Here is a 22,701-nt window from a genome sequence, read left to right as displayed (position 1 = left end):
CCCTGTGAATAAGGCGAGGGTAGGTGTGCCCAAGGTGTCAGATGTCCGCGACAAGGGGGACTCTTATGCCGTGTGAAATAATTTAGCTGTACAGTGCGTTCTGCTGTGATGTGGAGTACGGTAGTGTCCACTAATCATTTGAGGTAGCTTCAAAGAGCATCCTGTTTCGTGTTAGGAGAAGTGCATGACTGCACCGGAGAAGACAACTGGCGTTATTTTGACTGATGCCGCTGCAGCTAAGGCAAAGTCTCTGCTGAGCCAAGAACAAAACGACGAGTTAGCACTGCGCATTGCAGTGCAGCCAGGTGGTTGTGCTGGCCTGCGCTACCAGCTCTTCTTCGACGATCGGACCTTAGACGGTGACCTCGTCGATGACTATGACGGCGTCAACCTGGTTGTTGACCGCATGAGTGCACCATATTTGACCGGCGCGACGATCGACTTCGCGGACACCATCGAACAGCAGGGCTTCACGATTGATAACCCGAACGCCGAGGGGTCTTGTGCGTGCGGAGAATCGTTCAACTAATACGAGGCTCAACAGTCTGCTCGTAGTTAATATTCAACGCCGACCATACAATGAGCTGTGGCCGGCGTTTTCTCATATGTAAACGGGCGCCGCTTTACATCTCGACCGGGTACGTCGGCTCTGGGATGTCCGGGGTGATCGACTTATCCACGAAGATTCCGTACCAGATTAAGAATGCCAACACAGTCCATAGGCGGCGGGAATGGTCAGGGCCAGATCCGCTGGTCATGGAAGAGCGGTGTTCTTCCAGCATGGAGCGGGTGGCTCCGAGGTCGACGATCTCACCGGCCTGCGATGAGGTGATAATGTCCTCTGCCCAGCCGTAGAGCTCGTCGCCGGCCAACCAGTGCCGGATCGGGACAGGGAACCCAAGCTTCCGCCGGTTAAGAACGTGCGGAGGAACGATGCGTTCCATCGCCTGGCGCAATGCCCACTTCGATGTGCCATGAGCCAGCTTCATGCTCGTCGGCAATGATTGCGCGACATTGAAGACCTCTTTGTCGAGGAACGGCACACGGAGCTCGAGGGAATTCGCCATGGTCATCTTGTCAGCCTTGACCAGGATGTCGCCACGCAACCAGGTGAACAGGTCAAGGTGCTGCATCCTGGCTACCGGATCCCACCCCTGCGACTTTTCGTAAATCGGAGTCGTGACATCCGTATGGTTCCACTCTTTCTTGGCCCACGGAATCACGCGCCGGAGCTGATCGAAGGAGAAGGATCGGGCGTTGCCGTAATAACGCTCCTCAAGAGGAGTGGTACCTCGCTCTAACAACGACTTGCCTCGCACGCCATCAGGTAGGCGTTGTGCGAGGGTCCGCAGACCCTTCTTGGCAAATGACGGGATCTTCTCGAACGGGGCAAGAGAAAGCGGCTCATGGTAGATGTTATATCCGCCGAAGAGCTCGTCGGCGCCCTCGCCAGAGAGAACAACTTTGACGTGCTTCCTGGCTTCCGCCGCGACGAAATACAGAGGGATGAGGGCCGGGTCTGCCACCGGATCATCTAAATACCAGATGATGCGGGGGAACGCCTCCGCAAATTCCTCGGGGGAGAACACCTTAACGATGTGCTCGACGCCGATCGTTTCCGCGGATTCCGCGGCAACGTCGACTTCCGAATACCCCTCTCGCTCGAAACCGGTGGTGAAGGTCAGCAAGTTCGGGTTGTGGCGTTTCGCGAGCGCCGCAATGGCCGTCGAGTCGATTCCGCCAGACAGGAACGATCCGACGGTGACGTCGGCACGCATGTGCTTAGCAACAGAATCCTCGAGGGCATACTCGATCTTTGAAATCTCGGAATCGATATTCTCCTTGTTCACCGAGGTTTCGGGGAAGCGAGGAGTAAACCAGCGATGTACCTCCGGCTTTTCACCGGGCTTCACTGTCGCGCAGCAACCGGATTCCAGTCGGCGAATCCCGGTGTGCAGGGACTCAGGTTCGGGGACATACTGCAAGTCCATGTAATGCTCGATGGCGCGCTTATCCAGCGACAGATCGATGGCAGCTTTGTCTGCCATGGAGAGCAGGCATTTCTTCTCGGATGCAAAAAGGGTGCCCTTGTCGGTAGTTGCCCAGTAGAGCGGTTTAATGCCGAACTGGTCACGAGCGAGGTACATCGTTTTGTCGACCGAGTCCCACACAGCAAATGCAAACATTCCACGAAGATGGTGAACGACGTCTCGTCCCCAGTGGTGATAGCCGACGACGATCGTTTCGCTGTCCCCGTCGGTGGCGAAGGTATATCCCTTGTACTTCAGCTCGGAGCGCAGCTCTTTGTAGTTGTAGATTTCGCCGTTGAAGGTTAGCGCGTACCGGTTGGGCTGGTTTTCCGGGCCCCACTGTAAAGGCTGATGGGAATGTGCGAGGTCAATGATGGACAGCCGATTGAATCCGTAGACCACGTCGGCGTCATTCCAGGTGCCATCCTCATCCGGGCCACGGTGACGCATGCAGGTCAGTGATGAACCAGTGGCTTGAACAAAATCCTCCGCATTTCCGCTAGCGGCGATGAGTCCGAGCAAACCGCACATTCAATAAGGCCTTTCTGTTCTATACCTTTTATATATCCGTACAACACTGAGCAGCCCGATCCGAACAGCCCGTTATGTGACTTCTTCTGGGCAGACAGTGTTAGCGACGGAATTCTCCTCGACTCTAGTCGTGTGGAGTGGGAAAGTGCGAGCTGCCTCGGCGACGGCCCTGTATTTGTTCATCCAGTGGACAACGGGCTGACCCAATGTAGGGGAATTGTGACGCGAATAACATTTTCTTGATGATGTAACGCACGCGACAGGAAAGCTGTGAGGATGCTGACAATTCTGACAGGAAAATACCAGCGTAAATCGTTAACGACGATCGGTTGGGAACAAAGCTACGATTTAATGCTTGCCGATGTCGGGCAGTCGCGGGGGTAAAACTGGCAGCTTTTTCCAGTCTGGTGGGAACTCTTGACGCCCATCCATGATGGTTTATCCCTCGTTATGGGTTACCCTAGCTAAAAGAGGAATGAATCCCAGCGTTTTTTCAACCTGGTGTGGATCAGGAAGGCAAACACACGTGGAACACCGAAAAATGCGCAATTGGTCGCGCAAGCTAGGACTAGCTGGCGTTTTGGCAGCCGGTGGCTACTTGCTGTCCGGATGTAGCGTAGCGCCGCCCGATAACGGCTTCTTTAAGCTTCTGCGATTCGGCGTACCCGACGGCATCACCCCTGAAGCCAAGGAGATTGGGAACTTCTGGGTGTGGATCTGGGTAGCAGCTTGGATCGTGGGCATCATCATGTGGGGCTTGATGTTCTACTCGTCCTTTGCATTCCGTGCGAGGCGGAAAGAGAAGAAGGGTGAAAAAGAGTTCCCGCGTCAGACGCAGTACAACATCCCGCTTGAACTTGTTTTGACCACAGTCCCGATCATCATCGTGATGGTCATCTTCTTCTTCACTGTGCAGACCGAAGATAAGGTCACAGCGATGGACAAAGACCCGAAGGTTAAGGTCGATGTCACCGCGTTCCAGTGGAACTGGAAATTTGGTTATAACGAGGTCGATGGCTCCTTGATGGGTGGGAACACCTACGAGGGGAGAGACGATTCCGCTCAGGCCGCTGCTGATGGCACGAAGAAGATCGAAAGCAGCAGCCGTGGTGAAGAGGGCGCATCGAACCCGATTCATGGTAACTCGAAGAGCGATCTATCCTACCTGAACTTTGACAAGATCGAGACCGTGGGAACTACTGACGAGGTTCCTGTCTTGGTCCTGCCATCCCAGACAGCCATCCAGTTCGACCTCGCGTCAGCTGACGTTATTCACTCTTTCTGGGTTCCCGAGTTCTTGTTCAAGCGTGACGCTTTCCCGCACCCCGAAGCGAACAAGTCCAACCGCAAGTTCCAAATCGAAAAGATCGATAAGGAAGGCGCGTTCGTCGGACGTTGTGCCGAGATGTGCGGTACTTACCACGCCATGATGAACTTCGAGATCCGTGTTGTCAGCCCGGATAAGTTCCGTGACTACATGAACTTCCGTAAAGACAATCCGAGCGCGTCGAATACTGATGCGTTGAAGGCGATCGGCGAGCAACCGTACGCAACCTCAACCCACCCGTTCCTACCTGGGCGTGAGGATACGCGCGAAGCGAACGACAACTACGTCGACAACAACCAAGCCGAGCAGTCATAGAACTAGGAGTACACCGTTATGAAATCCTCATCGCGACTGTTTTACGCGATCACCGTCTTCCTTGTGATCATGACTGTGATCTACGTCTTGGCCACCAAGTTCATCAACGATAACGGCTACATCAGCGGTATCGAATGGGCAGGATCGGCCGGACTATTGCTCGGCGCCTTGATGACGCTGATGCTCGGCGTGTACCTCCACATCACAGAACGCCACTCGGATGTCCTGCCGATGGACTGGGAGGAAGCAGAGCAGGTTGATGGTTCCGGTGAATTCGGCTTCTTCAGCCCCAACTCCATCTGGCCCTTCGCCATGACTTGCGGCATCGCTGTGCTTGGCTATGGTGTTGTCTTCCTGGCCTACTGGATGATCGGCATCGGCGCCGTGATCACCGTCTGGGCAACAGTCAAACTGAACCTGCAGTACGGAACACCAGTGGAAAAGCACTAGTCCGTACTTGGCGGGGTTAGCGCCCCGCAGCTAATTTTCATCCACAAAAAGCACCCGTGCGTCCTTCCTGGCGCGGGTGCTTTTGCTGTCTCAGATGGCGCGGCTAGCGCCGAGCTAGCCGTCGGTGCAGGGGGGGTGCTCTGCTAAGGGCGTTTCTCTGAAACGAGGCGCTGGATACGATCTTTAGTTCCCTCATCATGTAATGCCGCCTTGGCCCGGCCGAGCGCCTCACCCATTGCATCGCGGAACGATTCCTTGCCAAACCCTTGCGCGGACACTAGTGCCCCAGCAGCGCTGAAAAGCACGGCGTTTTCCACAGCGCTCATATCGCAGGGGAGCGGGGTTGTTGGCGTATCGGCAACGGGGTCAAGAGAGAATAATTGACGAGCCACACGAGCGTTGGTGTCCGCATCGCCGCCCCGGATTGCCCTCACCGGATAGTAGGAGAATCCGTAATCGCGAGGATCAAACTCGTAGCGTTCGGCGCCACCATCGTGTGTCACGTACACATCGGTGGGACCAGAGACGGAAAACTCATCTAATCCGTCTTGCCCGTGAACGACGAGCACCGTGTCACCGCGCCGCGCGAACGCGTCTGCCATGACGGAGGTCATCTCCGGGAACGCACACCCGATAAGCCCCGCGGTCGGTCGGGCAGGGTTTGTCATGGGGCCTAGAAGGTTAAACAGTGTAGGAACCTTGATATCCGAGCGCACCGGTGCCGCGTACTTCATTGCTGGGTGGTAGGTGCGCGCAAAAATGAAAGCAAAGTGGTGCTGGCTCAGCATGTGTGTCACGTCGTCGGGAGAGAGGTCAATCGGGACGCCGAGAGCCTCCAGCATGTCTGCTCCGCCAGACCGCGACAACGCCGCGCGATTACCGTGCTTGATAACGTCGATACCCATCGAGGCAAACAGAAGCGACGCCATCGTCGAAACGTTGACCGTGTGGGCTCCATCCCCGCCGGTACCGACAATGTCGACAGCAGGCCCACGATCATCCTCGGGGGTGGACGGTAGTTTAACCGGCTGGGCAAAGTCCAGCATTGTCGACGCAGCCGCCTCGAGCTCTGTCGGGGTGCTTCCCTTCACTCGGATTCCGTAGATAAAGCTAGCGATCTTGGCGGGCGATGCCTCGCCGCTCATGATGGAGTGCATCGCGGCTGAAACTTCATCGGAGGTCAGATCGCGCCCGCCGGCTATGTGGTTGAGAAGGTCAACCCAATTCGTCGTCATGTGTGCTCCATGCTCGTGTACTGATATGTTTAATACGTTTTCTATGACGATACCGGAGCGCTGATTCTCCGAGGGCGTCGTCTCCAAAGGGATAATCTCCGACGGTTGTCTCCGCCGGTTCTGGTTGAACTGCACCATGAGACAGGTGTCCGCAAAAGGGGCCGTCGGTAATAAGCGGGTTAAAGTTCCCGTTACCCCCAATAAGGGTTCCCCCCCTAATTTTATCATGGTTCTGAGCTGGGATTTTAAGAGTTCCCGATACTTGCCGAAGTATAAAAGTGACCTTGGAGGGGGCTGTCAGTCATAATTACATGCGTGACGAGCGCAGTAGGAAACTCAGGTATGGCAGCACCACAGCGTGTTGCGACACTGAACCGACCCAACATGGTCAGTGTCGGAACTGTTGTGTTCCTGTCTCAGGAATTGATGTTCTTCGCTGGTCTGTTCGCGATGTACTTTGTGTCGCGCGCAAATTCCGGCGGAGATTGGCCCCCGGCGGATGTCGAATTGAACGTGCCCCTGGCTTTGTTCTTTACGATCATCCTGGTTGCGTCGTCGTTTACGGCGCAGTGGGGCGTGTTCGCGGCAGAGCGAGGTGATGTCTTCGCCCTTCGCCGCTGGTACGCCCTTTCTGCCGTTATGGGACTCGTGTTCTTGGCTGGTCAGGTCAACGAATACACGCACCTCGTCCTTGACGGAACAACGATCCAACACAGTGTGTACGGTTCGTGCTTCTACATCACGACCGGTTTCCACGCTGTCCACGTTTTTGCCGGGATCCTGGCCTTCGGGATTGTGCTCTTGCGTACCTACAAAGCCAAGTTCACTCCCGCCCAGGCGACAGCGTCCATCGTGGTGTCTTACTACTGGCACTTCGTTGACGTTGTGTGGATTGGGCTGTTCATCACTATCTACTTCATTCAGTAGGCCGGGCCTGGCCTTATTGGCCACCACACCGCCCTCACTTTCCATGACGACATAAAGGGAAAATGATGGTTAACTCCAACAATTCCGGCACGTTGTCGGGTTCCGCGGTGGAGACCGGAACCGACACCGTGCGCCACGCCAAGAAGGTCCGTGGCCGCCGAAAGTTACGTCGTACTTTTGCTAGTACGGCAGCTTTGGCCCTCGGCCTTACTGGCGCAGGTTTTCTCGCTGATGCCCTAACCCCTGACGCTCAGACTGCCAACGCTGATAAAGACCAGGCAGCCCTCGTCTCGCAGGGTAAAGATATTTACGACGTTGCATGTATCACTTGCCACGGCGCCAATCTCCAGGGCGTTAAAGACCGTGGCCCAGCACTCACCGGTGTTGGTGCAGGCGCTGTGTACTTCCAGGTGCACTCTGGCCGCATGCCGATGACCCGCAACGAAGCCCAGGTGGAGCGTAAGAAAGCCCGTTACTCAGAAGAAGAGACGCTGGCTTTGGCAGCTTACGTGCAGTCCCGCGGTGGTGGACCGGACATCGTTCACGATCAGGACGGGAACATCGCTATGGAGTCTCTCCGTGGCGAACACTATGACGGAAACATCAAAGCTGAGGACGTCGCTCGCGGTTCTGATTTGTTCCGTTTGAACTGTGCATCGTGCCACAACTTCACCGGTAAGGGCGGCGCGCTCTCCGGTGGTAAGTACGCACCTGATCTTGATCCTGCCAATGAGCAAGAGATCTACCAGGCGATGTTGACCGGCCCTCAGAACATGCCAAAGTTCTCCGATCGCCAGCTGACCTCAGACCAGAAGAAGGACATTATCGCCTTCATCAAGTCTCAGCAGGACACCCCGACACAGGGCGGATACGGCCTGGGCGGTATTGGTCCAGTCACTGAAGGTTTGTTGATATGGATCGGCGGCGTCACCGTTATGGTCTGCGCGGCACTATGGATTGGAACGCGGTCATGAGTGACAAGATAACGAAGAAATACACGTCCGAAGAGCTCGCCGCCATGAGCAATGACGAGCTCGCTCGCCTCGGTACCGAGCTTGACGACGTTACCGTTGCTTACCGTAAACAGCGTTTCCCCATGGACAACGACCCTGAGGAGAAACGCGCCGCGCGCAGCGTCGGCTTGTGGTTCCTCCTAGGCGCAGTCTTCGCCATTGCGTTTATCGCTGTTTACCTGTTCTGGCCCTGGAAGTACAAGGGGCTAGGGGAGGACGGCCTCTGGCTCTACTCCCTCTACACTCCGCTATTCGGGGCGTGCATGGGCTTGGCGATTCTCTGCCTCGGCATCGGAGCGGTCAAGTTCACCAAGAAATTCATCCCCGAGGAAATTTCCGTTCAGCGTCGTCACGACGGCCCGTCGGATGAAGTTGACCAGAAGACCCTCGTGGCTCTCCTCAACGATTCCTGGGAAACATCCACCCTTGGTCGCCGCAAGGTGCTTAAAGGCATCATGGGAACCGGCGCCGTTGCCGCAGGGCTCGCATTAATCTTCCCGATCGGCGGGATGATTAAGAACCCCTGGAAGCCCAAGGCCAAAGGCATGGACGTCCAGGGCGACGGCACTCTGTGGACGACGGGATGGACCCTCACAGAGAAGGGCAAAAAAGTTTACCTAGGCCGCGACACCGGCGTCACAGCTGAAAAGCACGAAGGTGGCTATGAGGCTACTGGCGAGACGTACGAGACTCGCGGCGTTACCCGCTTGGTGCGGCTTCGCCCTGAGGATCTGAACGCTGGGGCCATGGAAACGGTCTTCCCGCTTCTCGAGGATGTCGTCAACGACCACGACAAATACGACAAGAACGCCGATGTGTACGAGGCGCACATGGAGTCCATCCATGGTTCGCGTAACTCGGTCATGTTGATCCGTCTGCGCCACAGTGACGCCAAGCGCGCCATTCAGCGTAAGGGGCAGGAAGACTTCCACTTCGGCGACTACTACGCCTACTCGAAGATCTGCACGCACATTGGCTGCCCGACATCGCTGTACGAGCAGCAAACCAACCGAATTCTTTGCCCGTGCCACCAGTCACAGTTCGATGCGTTGCACTACGGCAAGCCAGTATTCGGCCCAGCCTCACGTCCTCTTCCGCAACTGCCCATTGCTGTGGATGACGAGGGATTCCTTTACGCAAAGGGTAACTTCGTTGAATCCGTCGGCCCGGCCTTCTGGGAGCGTCGTTCATGACCACTAAGACTTATCCATCGCACATGGCGCAAGCCGCGCGGAACATGGATGACCGCTACACCATGTCCTCCGGGGTTCGGCGCCAGATCAACAAGGTATTTCCGACCCACTGGTCGTTTATGCTCGGCGAAATTGCTCTGTACTCTTTCGTCATCCTCCTCCTTTCCGGAACATACCTGACCCTGTTCTTCGACCCGTCGATGAGCAAGGTCATCTACGACGGTGCCTACGCACCGCTCAACGGCGTGGAAATGTCCCGCGCCTATGAGACAGCCCTCAACCTCTCCTTCGAGGTTCGCGGTGGTCTGTTTATCCGACAGATCCACCACTGGGCAGCCCTAATGTTCGCCGTGTCTATTACGGTGCACATGTTCCGTATCTTCTTCACCGGAGCATTCCGTAAGCCACGCGAAGCCAACTGGGTTATTGGTTGTGTGCTTCTGCTCCTGTCGGTGGCCGAGGGCTTCATGGGCTACTCGCTGCCGGACGACCTCCTGTCAGGTGTTGGTCTCCGTATTATGTCGGCCATCATCCTTGGTCTCCCGATCATCGGTACCTGGTTGCACTGGATGATGTTCAACGGTGATTACCCAGGCGACATCATCATTGACCGTCTGTACATTGCACACGTGCTCATCATTCCGGGTATCTTGCTGGCGTTGATTGCTGTGCACCTTGCCTTGGTCTGGTACCAGAAGCACACGCAGTTCCCCGGACCTGGACGTACGGAGAACAATGTTGTGGGCGTGCGAATTCTCCCCGTCTTCGCCGTCAAGAGTATCGGCTTTGGCCTCATCACCTTCGGTGTTCTGGCTCTGCTCGGCGGCATTTTCCAGATCAACGCGATCTGGAACTTGGGTCCATACAACCCGGCTCAGGTGTCAGCAGGTTCTCAGCCTGATATTTACATGCTGTGGACAGATGGTGCTGCACGCGTCATGCCTGCGTGGGAGTTGTACATCGGTCGGTACACAATCCCTGCTATCTTCTGGGTAGCGATCATGCTGCTCGTGCTGGTTGTCCTGCTGGTTACGTACCCGTTCATCGAGCAAAAGCTCACTGGCGACGACCTGCACCACAACCTCTTGCAGCGCCCCCGCGATGTTCCGGTTCGTACATCGCTCGGCATGATGGCCATCAGCTTTTACTTCCTGTTGACCATCTCTGGTATGAACGACCTGATCGCTTACCACTTCCAGATCTCGCTGAATGCTATGACGTGGGTTGGACGTATCGGTCTCGTTATCGTTCCACCGATTGTGTACTACTGCACGTACCGTATTTGCCTCGGCTTGCAGCGCTCTGACCGTGAGGTCCTGGAGCATGGCGTCGCAACCGGCACGATCGAAGTTCTGCCTTCGGGTGGGTTCATTGAAGTTCACCAGCCGCTAGGCCCGGTTGATGAACACGGCCACGCCGTACCGCTTGAATACGAAGGTGCCCCGGTTCCGAAGCAGATGAACCAGCTCGGTTACTCCGGCCACCCGGGTCGCGGCACGTTCTTCACGCCGGATTCGCAAGACATAGCGGACCGTGCGGAAGAGATCGAGCATGAGAATGAGCGTGAACAGAAAGAGATGCTCGAAGAGCTGCAGGCGCGTAACCGCGAGCAGTATAAAAACGACGATAAGTAATAACCCGGGCATTCCACGGAGTGGGTCCGCCGAGCAGTGAGTCTCGGCCCCGCACCGCGGTGTGCAAAGGTAATTTCACGCGCACGTCACTAGCCCCGCCTTCCTTAACAGGGAAGCGGGGTTTCGCGTATATATATTCCGTTAGCTCTCGGTGGCCTTCTGAGCTTTATCTATCCAGGCGGCAAATCGTCCAGCGCCCAAGACCGGCATGAACCATCCCTCGCAGCCAGGACCTGGCCGCACTCCGGGTTTTTCCATCCACCGCCGGATCACGCGTAATTGTTCAATGCTCGCCCCTCCGAGCGGGGAAGAATCCGGCTCAACATGCGTGGCATGGGCGAGGAGTAAATCCACCGCGTTCCCATGAGCGCCTCCTCTGGCAACGTGCCCCGCGCTCGCCAGCCGCCCGTAACGGACGACGGCAAGGTTCCATCCACCTTCGCCATCAGGAGCTGTCAACCTCATCTCGGGAGTTGCGGCGAGCGCGCGGTAGGCCTGCGCGGTGGCCGTCGTCGATAGTAAGGCTGCAACGGCATCCCGCGTGAGAGCTGCGCGCTGGAAACGACCGTCCGACGCCAAGTCGGTGACCACATTAATTAATTGTTGGTAGTAGTCAGGTCTATTCCTTTGACTCTCGCTGCTTTCCTCGAGGGGCTGAAGGGGGTATGAATGGCCGCCGGTGGGGATATCATCGGATAGGTAAGCCGGGCCGGAAGTAGCAACGCCGTCGGAATCTAAGACTCCCTCAGGGGTTAAAAAGGTAGCAATCCGTTCCTCTGCAGTTGATAACGACGGTGGCCAATGAATGGCCTGGTCGACGGGGAGCCCGGATGCTGTCGGAGCTCCAATGCCCAGCAATCGTGCCGCAGTCGTCGCTTTTTGGCGCGTCTGAAAGGGACCGAGAGCATTAGGAGAGCGGGGGTCGCGCGAGATAGTGGCTCGCGAAACGTCGTGCGCGCGCGGACGAGCCCCGGAAATCCACCAATACTGGCGCGGTTCCTTAGAACGTCGGTTGAACGGCGGGCGGAATTTAGCGATCAGCGTTGCTTCTCGAACCTCAGCCTCAAAACCGTGAGCACATTCGATCGTGTCGATGTTCCGAGTCTGGGGAAGAAGATGCGGGATCAGGCGTCGTTTGTCATTGCCATTTATATATTGTCTGAGCCGACGGTGTAGGTTCACTGCCGTACCTATATATAACGGTTCACCCGAGTGTGAACGGAAAATATAGACGCCTGGGCCGGAGGGGACGTTCTCAATGAGGCGGCGGTAGCGGTTGGGAGACGGCGAAATCGACGTGGCATCGGGGGGGTCGGTACCTGGGAGACCAACGCACCAGCAGCCCCACGACTGGGGCGCGTGGGAATATCCCCGACATGAATGATGTCGTGGGACCCGAGCTCCTCAAGAAGACCGTGGAACACAGTCACTGTGGCTAGTGCGTCATGGAGCGCGCGGTGCGTGGGGGTCGTCGTGGCGTGAAAATGACGCGCGAGAGACGACAGTTTGAATGACCCGACGGCAGAGCGGTCCAGCATCGTTCGGGCAAGGACCAATGTGCACAGGTGAGTTGGCTGTGGCCACGTGATGTGTGCGCGCATTGATGCAGCTTGGAGGAAACCAATATCGAAGCGGGCGTTATGGGCGACAAGAACCGTCCCGCGTGCAAACTCGAGGAAATCCTTGACTGCCTGGGCTTCTTCTGGTGCTCCATTAACATCATCGTCACTGATTCCAGTGATATTCGTGATGAGCGGGGGGATGAGCCGACCCGGATCGACGAAGGTAGAAAAGCGGGAGATTTCCTCGCCGCCATGAATCTTCACCGCTCCGATTTCGATGATGCGGTCCTCGTGCGCGGAGAAACCCGTGGTTTCGAGGTCCACGACGACGAATGTTGTGTTGACGATCAGGGAGTCGGCGATGTCCTGGTTGAATGTCGGAGAAACGGGGAAATGCGCCTGCGCGTCAGATGACGGGTGTTCTGAATTCACGGAGTCACCATGATGTGGGACGAGTGATGTGCGGGCGCGGTTCACAGTGAGAGGGTACAACGCTCATGGGACACAGAGGTATGCGGCAAAGCCGGGGAGAGTCATAGTTCGAGTAGCGACGAAATATATGTGCGATGTGGCCCATCGAAGGCTGAAACGCGTGAGTTCTGTGGGAGAGATGAGGTTTCGTAACAAAACTGTGATAGATATCATATTTTGGATTATTGGGAGCGTCACTCCGGGGAGCCTTAGAGTGATTGATAGCTCTCAGGTTGAGGAATTTTCCCAGCGCAAGAGGGGCTTGTGGGTTAAGGTGACCATAGTGCTGTAGAAGGCGGCCCGAAAATAACGTTTCGGTTACAGAATGGCGGTTGGGGTGAATGAACCCTCTGCCCGGGTTTCGAGTTGGACATAGACCGTATCCATTTCGTAACCTTTTCGAGACATTACAGAGCGGCGGGTGCCGCCTGAGATTTGACCGTCGACACGCATCGGAGAAACACGAATGGCTAACCGTAGCCGCTTGAGCGCTTCCACCGGCCGCAAAATTGCTGCAGTTTCTGCTGTGGGTTTGAGCGCGACTACCGCAATCGCAGGCGCTGCCAACGCATCTGCTGCTGAGGTTCAGATTCCTAACACTCAGTACACGGTCACTGTTCCGGACCAGATTCAGCAGGCACAGGACGCGCTGAACAAACAGATCCACGACTACATGTCGCAGGCTAACATCCCGAACGCCGACGCTACCGCCGCAAACATTGGGGGTGCACCGGCTGAAGCTCCGGCCATCGATCCGATCGAGACCTTGCGCAGCGTTGGTCAGAAGATTGCCGACGCCGCTCAGTCCAAGCAGGGATCCCCTTACGCTTGGGGAGCTACCGGCCCCGCAGCGTTTGACTGCTCGGGTCTCGTGAAGTGGGCCTACGACCAGGTTGGCATCGCCATCCCGCGGACCTCGAATTCTCAGCTGGCGGGCGGCTCCCCTGTTGCGCTCGACGCGCTGCAGCCCGGTGACATCGTCGGCTTCTACGGCGGAAACCACGTCGGCGTCTACGTCGGTGGCGGCAACGTCGTTCACGCTCCGCAGGAAGGTCAGGTCGTGTCTGTCGTTCCGCTGAGCTCCATGCAGGCCTACTCGGCTGCCCGCTACGCGTAACGCGAACTGTTGAGCCCGGCACGAGCTTGTTGCACACGGCCGACTGTAGTGGCTAAACACCTTCCGGCTGCTTAAGTACAGCTGAGGATTAAAGCGCCCTGGTGATCTGGGCGCTTTTTGTTATATAAAGAACTGACGAGATCTGGCGGGCTCGGTGCTGGTTCGCGCGGCATGGGCGACGTCGATAGGGTTGGTTAATCCCGGTAGGTATTAACCGCATTGGCCACACGGTTAACTTTATTAACATTTTGACTGGTCAAGGTGATTTTTTGACGCGGAACTGGTAAAAGTATCACCGTGCGTCTCACTATGGTTTTGCCGTCGCGGTGTACTCGAATGGTGGTAGCTGCGGCCTCCCTCCCAGCCTTTCTTGCCATTCCGGTAGTTGGCCAGATTCCCGCTCATGCCGACCCTGCCCCCTCGGCAGCGACACCGGCGAATAAAGACGATCTTTTCGCGCAGATGTCTGAGGTTTCGCGCGAAACCGAGCGGACGTCGGAAAAAATCAAAGAGCTTGAAGAAAAGATCAAAGGCGCTGATCAAACGCTGAGGGAAGCCCAGCACGACGTCGATAGCAAGTCGGACGCGGCACGGACGGCGTCGGATAAAGCTAGCGCGATTCGCTCCAAGGTGGATCAGATCGCGTTGTCGCGCTACCGGCAAGTCAGCATTGACCCCACCACTGCCTATATCGGTGCGGCGAACCCACAGGACGCTATCGACCGGGCATCGTATATCAGCGCCCTTGCCACCGGACGGCAAAATATGCTCGATCAGTACCGACGTGAGTCAAGTGCGGCGAATAAAGAGCGAGATGTCGCCGCAAAAGCCAAAGACGCTGCTCAGAACGCTTCCGATGAGTTGAATAAGCAGGAAAAAGAGCTGCTCGCCAAGCAGGACGAGCTTAAAGCTCAGACTGCTCGAATCAAGGCTGCGATCGATAACCTCTCCGCTGAAGAGCGTCGGCGGTGGGAAGATAAGAACAACCCGATTCGCATGGGTAAGGACCAAATCAAAGCCGCCCAGCAATCGGCTAACGCTGCTGTCAATGCGGCCCTATTGAAGCTCGGTGCTCCGTACTCATGGGGCGCGGCCGGGCCGAATGAGTTCGACTGTTCAGGACTGGTGTACTGGTCATACCGCCAAATGGGAAAGACTATTCCTCGCACCTCCGGCGCTCAGATGGCTGGTGGAACGCCCGTATCCATGAACGATCTTCAACCCGGTGACGTCATCGGATACTACCCAGGGGCCACCCACGTCGGTCTCTATATCGGCAATGGCAAGGTCGTCCACGCTGCCGATTACGGGATCCCTGTACAGGTTGTCGGAGTAAACTCGATGCCTGTGTACGGGGCCCGTCGCTACTAGAGCAGCGATGTTTCATAGAATGTGAGCCCATGAGTCACTCTCGTCGGGTCTTGCTCGTCACCAATGATTTCCCACCGACAGTGGGTGGGATTCAGACGTACCTTCACGAGTTTGCTCAGACTCTCGACCCCGAGCAATTGATCGTTTTCGCCTCCACCCAGGATGATAGCGCAACTCAGGCCTTCGACCGCGACGCTCCTTTTACCATCATTCGTTGGCCGCGTCGGGTTATGCTGCCCACCCCGATGACAGCCCGACGGATGCAAGAAATTATCCGCGCCTGGTCAATTGACACTGTGTGGTTCGGTGCGAGTACCCCACTCGCCCTCATGGGCTCAGCTGCCCGTCGAGCGGGTGCCCGAAGGATCGTGGCCTCGACGCATGGCCACGAAATCGGCTGGTCGATGATCCCAGGGGCGCGACAAGTCCTTCGCCTGATCGGCGGGCGTGTCGACATGCTGACCTACGTGTCCAAATATGCCCAGATGCGAACACGTCGCGCCTTCGGCCCCCACCCAACGTGGTCATCCCTCCAACCCGGGGTTGATATCGTCCGTTTTTCGCCGAATAAGGAGGCGGGCGACCGTGTTCGTCGGCAATATGGGTTAGGCGACGGCCCCCTCGTTGTATGCATTTCGCGGATTGTGCCGCGAAAAGGGCAAGACATGCTTGTGGAAGCTCTCCCCGGCATCCGGAAGTATATCCCTTCAGCGAAACTTCTCATTGTTGGGCCTGGTCAAGGGAGAAAGTCGCTCAGCGATCGTGCATCAGCCTTAGGAGTCAGTGATTCTCTCATCACGACGGGGTCTGTTCCTTTTGATGTTTTACCGAATTTTTATCGGTGCGCTGATGTCTTCGCAATGCCGGTCCGCACGCTCGGCGGCGGACTGGATGTTGAGGGATTAGGCATCGTCTTTCTTGAAGCCCAAGCATGTGGCGTGCCCGTCGTCGCAGGAGACGGTGGGGGAGCACCAGAGACAGTTCGTCCCTCGGAAACAGGGATCGTTGTCAATGGCCGACATGTCGATGAGATTGTGGATGCCGTCGCGGGGCTGCTTGCTGAACCAGAACGCGCTGTAGCGATGGGGAAGAAGGGCCGCGAATACATCCAAAAGGAGTGGTCGTGGTCCGTGAGGGGGCCGCAATTGGCCCAGGTTTTATTCGACGGGCTAGATTGAATAAGTTAGCCATTCGCCAGTTACGTCGTCGGAAGTAGGCCATTATCCACTGGCTGAGACGATTCTTTCTTCGGCGGTCCTCAACGAAAGGTATTGATGTCCGATCACGCTTCTGTCCGGCCGCTTACTGTCGGCTTTGATATTGGTGGTACGAACCTGCGTGGTGCGGTTGTTACCGACGAGGGGACAATCATCGATTCGGAGCAAATCCCGACACCGGCTTCATCACATGCGCTGGAAGACGGTGTGGTGCAGATTGTCCGACACTTACAGCGCCGGCACCACATCGCTGCGGTAGGGATGGCAGTAGCCGGGTTCTTGACGCCGGACTGTCGAACAGTCCGGTACGCACCCCACCTTCCCTGGCGCGATGCGAAGGTGGTCGACCGTCTGGAGGAGCGGCTTCGTCTTCCCGTCCGCTTGGAGCACGACGCTAATTCTGCCGCGTGGGGCGAGTATCGCTACGGCAGCGCCTATGATGAGAACAATTGGGTGCTCTTTGCCATCGGAACCGGTATTGGCGGTACGTTGATGGTGAACGGCGAGATCTATCGGGGAGCGTACGGCACCGCGCCCGAGTTCGGTCATATCTGCGTAGTCCCCGATGGTCGTCAATGCTCATGTGGTAAGCGGGGTTGCCTGGAACGCTACTGTTCCGGGACAGCAATGGCGACGACCGCTCGCGAAATGATCGGTTCCCATACTGACTTAGACTCTGACCTACTTCGCGACTACCGGACCCGCCCGGATGAAATCACCGGCCGGCATGTCTCTCTCGCTGCCCGAGAAGGGGATCCCCTAGCGAAGCTCGTGGTCGATGACTTTGGCCTTTGGTTGGGCCGAGGTCTGGCCATGGTCCAGGACTTTTTCGACCCGTCCCTGATCGTCATCGGGGGTGGCGTTTCCACCGACTCTGATCTTTTTATGTCCCGTGCTCTTCGGGCTTATACCGATAATGTGGTGGGGGCAGGGCATCGGCCACTCGCGGAGATCAAAACGGCAACATTAGGGGCAGAAGCCGGTATGATTGGGGTCGCTGATTTGGCTCGAGATAGCTTCAAGGAAAGTCATGCATAATCGCTGGTATTGGACATTTAAATACATTCTCTTCGGTCCTTTTCTTCGGGTATGGAACAGGCCGTTTACGAAGAACATCGACCGGATCCCCTCGGAGGGCCCAGCGATCTTGGCTAGCAATCACCTCTCGGTGATGGATTCGTTTTATCTTCCGCTGCTATGCCCGCGTCAGATCACTTTTCTTGCTAAGAGCGAGTATTTTACGACGCCGGGGCTCGTGGGCCGGATACAGGCCTGGTTTTTCTCGTCGGTGGGGCAGTACCCGATCGACCGCTCATCCGGTCAGGCCGCTCAGGATGCATTAAACGCGGGGTTGAAAGTGGTTGGCCGTGGCGACCTAATGGGCATGTACCCGGAAGGAACCCGGTCGCCTGATGGCCGGTTATACCGTGGGAAGACAGGGATTGCGCGGCTGGCGTTCGAGTCAGGGCAGAATGTCTATCCTGTCGCGATGATCAACACTCGGAAAGCTAACCCTATTGGCTCCTTATTCCCGCGGCCGGTTCGCGTAGGAGTCTCCGTGGGGGAGCCTCTTGATCCGTTGGATTACATGCATATTGAGGACGAATACGAGCGCCTCAGGACATTTACCGACGACATTATGGAATCACTCCATCAACTCGGTGGCCAGGAATATGTCCATGACTTTTATGCAGCGGATGTGAAAGCTGCCTTGAATGAGGGGAAAGGGTACTTACGGGGGAGCGAGCCCAAGTAAGATCAGGTCCCTTGCAAAGAAACTAGCCTGATGACGTTAGCCTTGCCGCGAGGCGGCTGGTCTGCTGGCCTCGTCCAACGGGGCCCTACCAACATTGGGCCGGATCGACGGCGGCTGCCTCAACGGGGCCCTAGGCATCGCGGTAAGGTCGACGGAGGCGTATTACGATGCGGATGCTGCTTTGCGCTCCCGGAGGGGGAAGTGGAAAAAGGGGATTGATGGGCGGATCGTCCAGCCGACGACGGGCAATCGCTTACATTGTTCGACGACCCAACCCGACGCCAGGCAAAGGATGAACAGTCCGATGATACACGCCATTCGGACGTTGTCACTGGCGTTGGTCACGTCCTCGCGGATGCCGTAGACATAGAGGGCGCGATCCCACGTCAGGTTCATCGCGGTCATGTGGAACAGATAGATGACCAAAGTCCGCTGCCCTATGTATTGCAAGGGGCGCGCTAGAAGGGGGATCTGTGCCACGAGCGCACAAACCAAGATTGATAACGGAAGTGCCCCCAGTGCTCGGATGGACGAAAACAGAACATCGAGCTGGCCAGCGTCGTTGTGAGCAATTCCCATCTCGACGAGGTGATCGTAACTCTCACCGAAATGCGAATAGGCCACCTTCGTACACCAAAAGAGAGCAAAGCTTCCCGCCCAACACCATGGTGACCGCCATTTCCGCGCTAACGCGAGCAAGGCCGGCCGCATGAATACGCCGACGAAATAGACCGGCATGTAATTGAAAATGTGCGACTGTGTCGGCGTGACAGGGTTGCACATCTGCCACAACCATGGAAGAACACTGACCGCAAGTGCCCAATGATCAGGCAGCCATTTTGTTACCCAGACGGCTAGGGTGAAAAGAACTAAGCAGTGGAGGAACCAGAGGCCACATTCGCCGTGGACCACTGACGTGACAATTTCGTGAGTATCTATCTCAAAATTGTTGGCCCACATTTTGGACCAGAGCTCTAGTGGTGCCCACACAAGGTAAGGGATTAGCAAAAAGCGGAGACGTGAGTGCCAGAGTTCTCCGAGCGTCTGGCGTCGGACCTTATACGAAAACAGGCCCGACACCATGAAGAACATAGGTAGGCGTACGGGGCCCAACCAGTCATTAACCGCGTTTGCGGCGGTGTATACGCCGTCGGGGGTGTAAATCGTGGCATGGAGGAAACACACGCCCAAGATGGAGATGCCTTTGCCGATGTCCGGCCACAGGAGTCTCTGTTTTTTGCGCGGTGTGGGTGTTTCTGTCGTGTCAGTTCTTGTCGCGGTTACTGCGCTATCCGAACTTTGTGGTGTAACCCCGGCCTCAGGTCGTACCGACACACCAGTAGAGGAAGATTCTGTACCGTCGTGAGGTGCTGACGTCGAGTCAGCCGCGCTGCTTGGTGCACGGCGGGTAGCGAGTATGTTGCGACGCGAACGAGACAGACGTGTCACCGATGAAGCTGACATGTACGTGTAATTCTCCTCCGTCGTTGGGCAGGTGACCAGGCTACAGAAGCCAAGGTGACAAATGCGAATCCAGCCCACACCACATAGCTATTTTCTAGACACCCGATGAACACTGATAAGAGTGCGTCTATGACGTTATTGATGAACCCACCATGGGAGAGTAGCTGGGCGAAAACCTCCGGTCTGGGGCCGTCCACCCACCGCGACACCAGAGTTGCCCACCATACAGTTCCCATGAGGAAAATTCCTGAACCGGTCTCAGTTGGTATTGCATACCATTTGGCTCGACGAGACCTGGAATGCTGACTGCTGTGAGGCGAGTCCACCGCATCAGAACGCGTCGTGGCGGGAAGATTACTGCTCCCAGTGATAGTGAACAGGGTGACTATGGCCGGTGAGGCCCATACCCAGTGATGTGTCCAACTGACTGGTGAGGCGAGGAGCCCGAAAAGCCCCACCGCCGAAGGAAGAATAGCTCGACCAGTATTGATTTGGCCTGGGCTTTGGACGTCGTTTTGGCGACGACAATTCCTCGTGATGAGGAGAGCCGTTAGGACAAGCACAATCAGCGCCCAGACGATGGCCATTGGCCGCGACGCACCAGCAGCCGCATGAGAGTCAGCCACTGACGTGGCGAGTCGTCCCAGCGTCCCTTTAACCGATTGATTGGAAATAATCGTCGGGTCGCCGATCCGATCCGTCGCCCACAACACATGACGGAAGTAAACCCAGGTGTCATGGGGGGCGACTAACGCACCTATACCGGTTGCCACCATCGCGGAGACCGCGCACCGCGCTGTTGACCAGACATCCCGGCGAAGAAGCGGAACCAGAATGAAAACGGCAGGAGTTAGCTTGATGGCAGCGGCACACCCTGTCAGCACACCTGCCACTGCGCGACGTCGGGACCCTGGTGGAGCTTCGGAGAGAATCCACCAATCAACCACAACCATGAGTAGCAACACTGAATTGATCTGCCCGAAAGACAACGTCGCACGGGCTGGTTCCGATACGACGATCGTGGCGGCCGCGAGATACCGCCACTGGGTTTTCCACCCTCGTGTGAGGATTGAGGTTGTGAGAAGAAGTGCGCCGAGGGACAGCACAGAATGAAACACCATCCCGACGACGGTGGGTAGAACAAGTAGCCCCACCATCACGCATGCGGCAAAAGGGGGATAGGTAAAGGGGAGAGAACGCTCGCTAGTTGAGAAAGTGCCCTCATACAGCGCGTGATGCTGAACGATCGCACGGGCACCCGCTCGGTAAACCTCGAGGTCAACGAGGTTTCGCGGGGGCAACACAATCCCTGAAGAGTCGCCCAGGTGGAGACTGTATCCGCCACCATCGGAATAGGCAGAGCTATCAAGATCACGTGTGAACCGTAGCGTCCACAACGTGAAGAACAGCGATACACATGACAATCCGCCGACGAGGACCCAACCCCATATAGTTGAGCCAGGCCTTTGGCCCGAACCCCGCGTCACTCGTCGGCTATCGATGGTGTGCGTGGAGTCTTCTCTGCCGCCGTTGGCTGCGTCGGCCGGGCGCGGTGGACGTCGGAACCCTGTGAATGAGAAAGCCACAGGCTACTAGCTTTTCTCAGTGGTAAAAGCTCGTGGGAATAATGCCATCGTAATCAGGAAGAGGAAGCCCCACAGAGCATAGTCGCTTCCGACCATCTTTTGAATCAAAGACCACTGAAGCTCCTGGTTTTCCGAGTTGGGGAAGAACCAATGGAATGGCGTGACCGTGGAGATCATCAAGCCCACTACCGCAACAACCCACAGCACATTGTTCTGCCAACGAGGAATAATGTGCCGCGAATTCCAGGCCGCATTCATGGTCACAATGACGAACGGCAAGAACCAGACCCAGTGGTGCGACCACGAGACAGGGGAGAGAAGGAGTGCAACAAGGCTGGTGGCAGCCACTAATGCGATGGTGAAACTCTGACCGTCATAGCGGGGGCCGGTGGCAGAAAGCCGATTACCCGCGCCAGGATCGGATTGAAGCCTGGATGCCGTACGCATCAGGCGCAGCATGGCAGTGAGAATGAGCCCAAATGTCAACACACTAAGGACAACCCACCACCGAGACTGGAGAGTGTCGTCATTCGTAAAACGGGCGATCATTCCTCGTAGAGACTGGTTACCGGCATAGGCCAACCCCCCGATCCGATCAGGATTGTGAATTTCGACGGTCCAATAATCTTTTGAATCGTGGGGGAGAACTGCCCAGCCGATCGCGGTCCACGCCGCCCCAGAGACGGCGCAGGTGATGGCTGATTTCCAATCTCTTTTAACGAGGAAGAAGAGGCCAAACACGGCGGGCGTTAATTTGATGGCGGCTGCTAATCCGATAAATATGCCTCGAGGCCAGCAAGTGCGCTTCACGGCGGTATCCAGCAGCACGAGGGCCATAAGGAAAACGTTGATCTGCCCGAAACTTAATGTGTGCGTAAAAGGCTCACCCAGGAGAACCAACGGAAGAATCATGTAGGACAGCCACCCTGCCCGCTTAAATGAGCTGGTCGTGGTCTGCTGAGCCGATTTACCGCCGGCACCGGACGTGCGCACAGGGTCCGTGAAGTGGTTAATCAGAACCGCACCACACCACCAGGTCATCGCCGCCGTGGCGAAAACCATTAACAGGGTGTCAGTTTTGAGCGAAAACCACGTCAGCGTACTGAAGAGGATGGCCGCCAGGGGAGGGTAGGTGAATGGAAGATTAATGCCGCGCACAGGATAATCGCGGTCATAAAGCCCGAAACCGCGGACAAAAGCCTGTCCTCCTGACCGATACACATCGAGGTCGATGTGGTAGCGAAATTCTCCGTCGCCGAACACATCGAAGAAGTGGTAGTACAGAACGAGCCCGAGAACGGCGGTGACCACGAGCCGGCCCACCCACGTCTCAGATAAAAAATGTACGATTCGTTCACAACTACCGCGGACACGCATGGCCTCAGAGTCTACCTGGCATCCCAGTCGTGGCGGAACCTCACTGATCGGCACCCCGGTCGGTCTTTTTTCATTGTTGATGTTCGTTGCCGACGATGGCCACCGTCGTTCAGACACAGAACAAC

The 22,701-nt window shown here is 56.6% G+C and carries 19 protein-coding genes; 12 read left to right on the top strand and 7 right to left on the bottom strand.

All coding sequences use genetic code 11. The features are described from left to right. The first annotated feature begins 184 nt into the window (after positions 1-184). Positions 185-529, top strand: coding sequence for an iron-sulfur cluster insertion protein ErpA (erpA, locus tag ACWORE_RS04100; RefSeq protein ID WP_455302766.1), 345 nt, complete (start codon positions 185-187; stop codon positions 527-529). Positions 530-623: 94 nt separating this feature from the next. Here the strand turns inward: erpA and asnB are convergent, their stop codons facing one another. Next, positions 624-2,561 (bottom strand): asparagine synthase (glutamine-hydrolyzing), encoded by a 1,938-nt coding sequence (gene asnB / locus ACWORE_RS04095; RefSeq protein WP_455302765.1) that lies wholly within the window; start codon positions 2,559-2,561, stop codon positions 624-626. Positions 2,562-3,087: 526 nt separating this feature from the next. On the opposite strand from asnB, the gene ctaC reads away from it, so the two are divergent. Together ctaC and ctaF are read left to right on the top strand one after the other, a co-directional pair. Beyond that, positions 3,088-4,203 carry an aa3-type cytochrome oxidase subunit II gene (gene ctaC, locus ACWORE_RS04090; protein WP_455302763.1) on the top strand — a complete coding sequence of 372 codons (1,116 nt, stop codon included), beginning with the start codon at positions 3,088-3,090 and terminating at the stop codon, positions 4,201-4,203. An 18-nt stretch (positions 4,204-4,221) separates the two neighbouring features. Beyond that, positions 4,222-4,653 carry an aa3-type cytochrome oxidase subunit IV gene (gene ctaF, locus ACWORE_RS04085; protein WP_012731357.1) on the top strand — a complete coding sequence of 144 codons (432 nt, stop codon included), beginning with the start codon at positions 4,222-4,224 and terminating at the stop codon, positions 4,651-4,653. Positions 4,654-4,796: 143 nt separating this feature from the next. Here ctaF and trpD read toward each other — a convergent pair whose 3' ends face one another. Further along, complete coding sequence (gene trpD / locus ACWORE_RS04080; protein WP_455302761.1) at positions 4,797-5,888, bottom strand: anthranilate phosphoribosyltransferase; 1,092 nt, start codon at positions 5,886-5,888, stop codon at positions 4,797-4,799. A gap of 315 nt (positions 5,889-6,203) precedes the next feature. Here trpD and ctaE point away from each other — a divergent pair, with 315 nt between their 5' ends. From ctaE to qcrB, 4 genes are all read left to right on the top strand, one after another. Then, entirely contained in the window at positions 6,204-6,815 is a 612-nt protein-coding gene (ctaE, locus tag ACWORE_RS04075) for an aa3-type cytochrome oxidase subunit III (RefSeq protein ID WP_041628783.1), read from the top strand. Between the two features lie 62 nt (positions 6,816-6,877). After that, positions 6,878-7,789 carry a cytochrome bc1 complex diheme cytochrome c subunit gene (gene qcrC / locus ACWORE_RS04070; protein WP_455302759.1) on the top strand — a complete coding sequence of 304 codons (912 nt, stop codon included), beginning with the start codon at positions 6,878-6,880 and terminating at the stop codon, positions 7,787-7,789. Continuing rightward, the gene (gene qcrA, locus ACWORE_RS04065) at positions 7,786-9,021 is read left to right on the top strand and encodes a cytochrome bc1 complex Rieske iron-sulfur subunit (protein WP_455302757.1); all 1,236 of its coding nucleotides are present in this window, start codon (positions 7,786-7,788) and stop codon (positions 9,019-9,021) included. The genes qcrC and qcrA overlap by 4 nt, the downstream gene beginning before the upstream one ends. Next, positions 9,018-10,655, top strand: a complete 1,638-nt coding sequence (gene qcrB, locus ACWORE_RS04060) for a cytochrome bc1 complex cytochrome b subunit (protein WP_455302755.1) — start codon at positions 9,018-9,020, stop codon at positions 10,653-10,655. The genes qcrA and qcrB overlap by 4 nt, the downstream gene beginning before the upstream one ends. A 141-nt stretch (positions 10,656-10,796) precedes the next feature. Here qcrB and ACWORE_RS04055 read toward each other — a convergent pair whose 3' ends face one another. Both ACWORE_RS04055 and ACWORE_RS04050 read right to left on the bottom strand, forming a co-directional pair. Beyond that, positions 10,797-11,837, bottom strand: a complete 1,041-nt coding sequence (locus tag ACWORE_RS04055; protein WP_455302753.1) for a hypothetical protein — start codon at positions 11,835-11,837, stop codon at positions 10,797-10,799. A gap of 8 nt (positions 11,838-11,845) precedes the next feature. Next, complete coding sequence (locus ACWORE_RS04050; RefSeq protein WP_455302751.1) at positions 11,846-12,649, bottom strand: exonuclease domain-containing protein; 804 nt, start codon at positions 12,647-12,649, stop codon at positions 11,846-11,848. 505 nt (positions 12,650-13,154) lie between these two features. On the opposite strand from ACWORE_RS04050, the gene ACWORE_RS04045 reads away from it, so the two are divergent. From ACWORE_RS04045 to ACWORE_RS04025, 5 genes are all read left to right on the top strand, one after another. Beyond that, positions 13,155-13,805 carry a C40 family peptidase gene (locus ACWORE_RS04045; RefSeq protein WP_296138222.1) on the top strand — a complete coding sequence of 217 codons (651 nt, stop codon included), beginning with the start codon at positions 13,155-13,157 and terminating at the stop codon, positions 13,803-13,805. Positions 13,806-14,141: 336 nt separating this feature from the next. Next, positions 14,142-15,176, top strand: coding sequence for an NlpC/P60 family protein (locus tag ACWORE_RS04040; RefSeq protein WP_455302749.1), 1,035 nt, complete (start codon positions 14,142-14,144; stop codon positions 15,174-15,176). A gap of 29 nt (positions 15,177-15,205) precedes the next feature. Continuing rightward, positions 15,206-16,354, top strand: coding sequence for a glycosyltransferase family 4 protein (locus ACWORE_RS04035; RefSeq protein ID WP_455302747.1), 1,149 nt, complete (start codon positions 15,206-15,208; stop codon positions 16,352-16,354). A gap of 96 nt (positions 16,355-16,450) precedes the next feature. Continuing rightward, the gene (locus ACWORE_RS04030) at positions 16,451-17,431 is read left to right on the top strand and encodes an ROK family protein (RefSeq protein WP_455302746.1); all 981 of its coding nucleotides are present in this window, start codon (positions 16,451-16,453) and stop codon (positions 17,429-17,431) included. Continuing rightward, positions 17,424-18,149, top strand: coding sequence for a lysophospholipid acyltransferase family protein (locus ACWORE_RS04025; protein WP_406605865.1), 726 nt, complete (start codon positions 17,424-17,426; stop codon positions 18,147-18,149). Before ACWORE_RS04030 ends, ACWORE_RS04025 begins: the two co-directional genes overlap by 8 nt. A 162-nt stretch (positions 18,150-18,311) precedes the next feature. Here ACWORE_RS04025 and ACWORE_RS04020 read toward each other — a convergent pair whose 3' ends face one another. From ACWORE_RS04020 to ACWORE_RS04010, 3 genes are read right to left on the bottom strand one after another with little or no spacing between them, the layout of a single operon-like run. Next, positions 18,312-19,613: an acyltransferase family protein gene (locus tag ACWORE_RS04020; RefSeq protein WP_455302743.1), complete on the bottom strand. Its 1,302-nt coding sequence runs from the start codon at positions 19,611-19,613 to the stop codon at positions 18,312-18,314. Next, a complete protein-coding gene (locus tag ACWORE_RS04015) occupies positions 19,595-21,199 on the bottom strand; it encodes a glycosyltransferase 87 family protein (protein ID WP_455302741.1) in 1,605 nt (534 codons plus the stop codon). The genes ACWORE_RS04020 and ACWORE_RS04015 overlap by 19 nt, the downstream gene beginning before the upstream one ends. 6 nt (positions 21,200-21,205) lie before the next feature. Beyond that, positions 21,206-22,693, bottom strand: a complete 1,488-nt coding sequence (locus tag ACWORE_RS04010) for a glycosyltransferase 87 family protein (protein ID WP_455302740.1) — start codon at positions 22,691-22,693, stop codon at positions 21,206-21,208. Positions 22,694-22,701: the final 8 nt, after the last annotated feature.

It is taken from the genome of Corynebacterium sp. c7Ub_26 (assembly GCF_053760365.1).
This window is presented reverse-complemented; position numbering and strand designations above follow the sequence as displayed.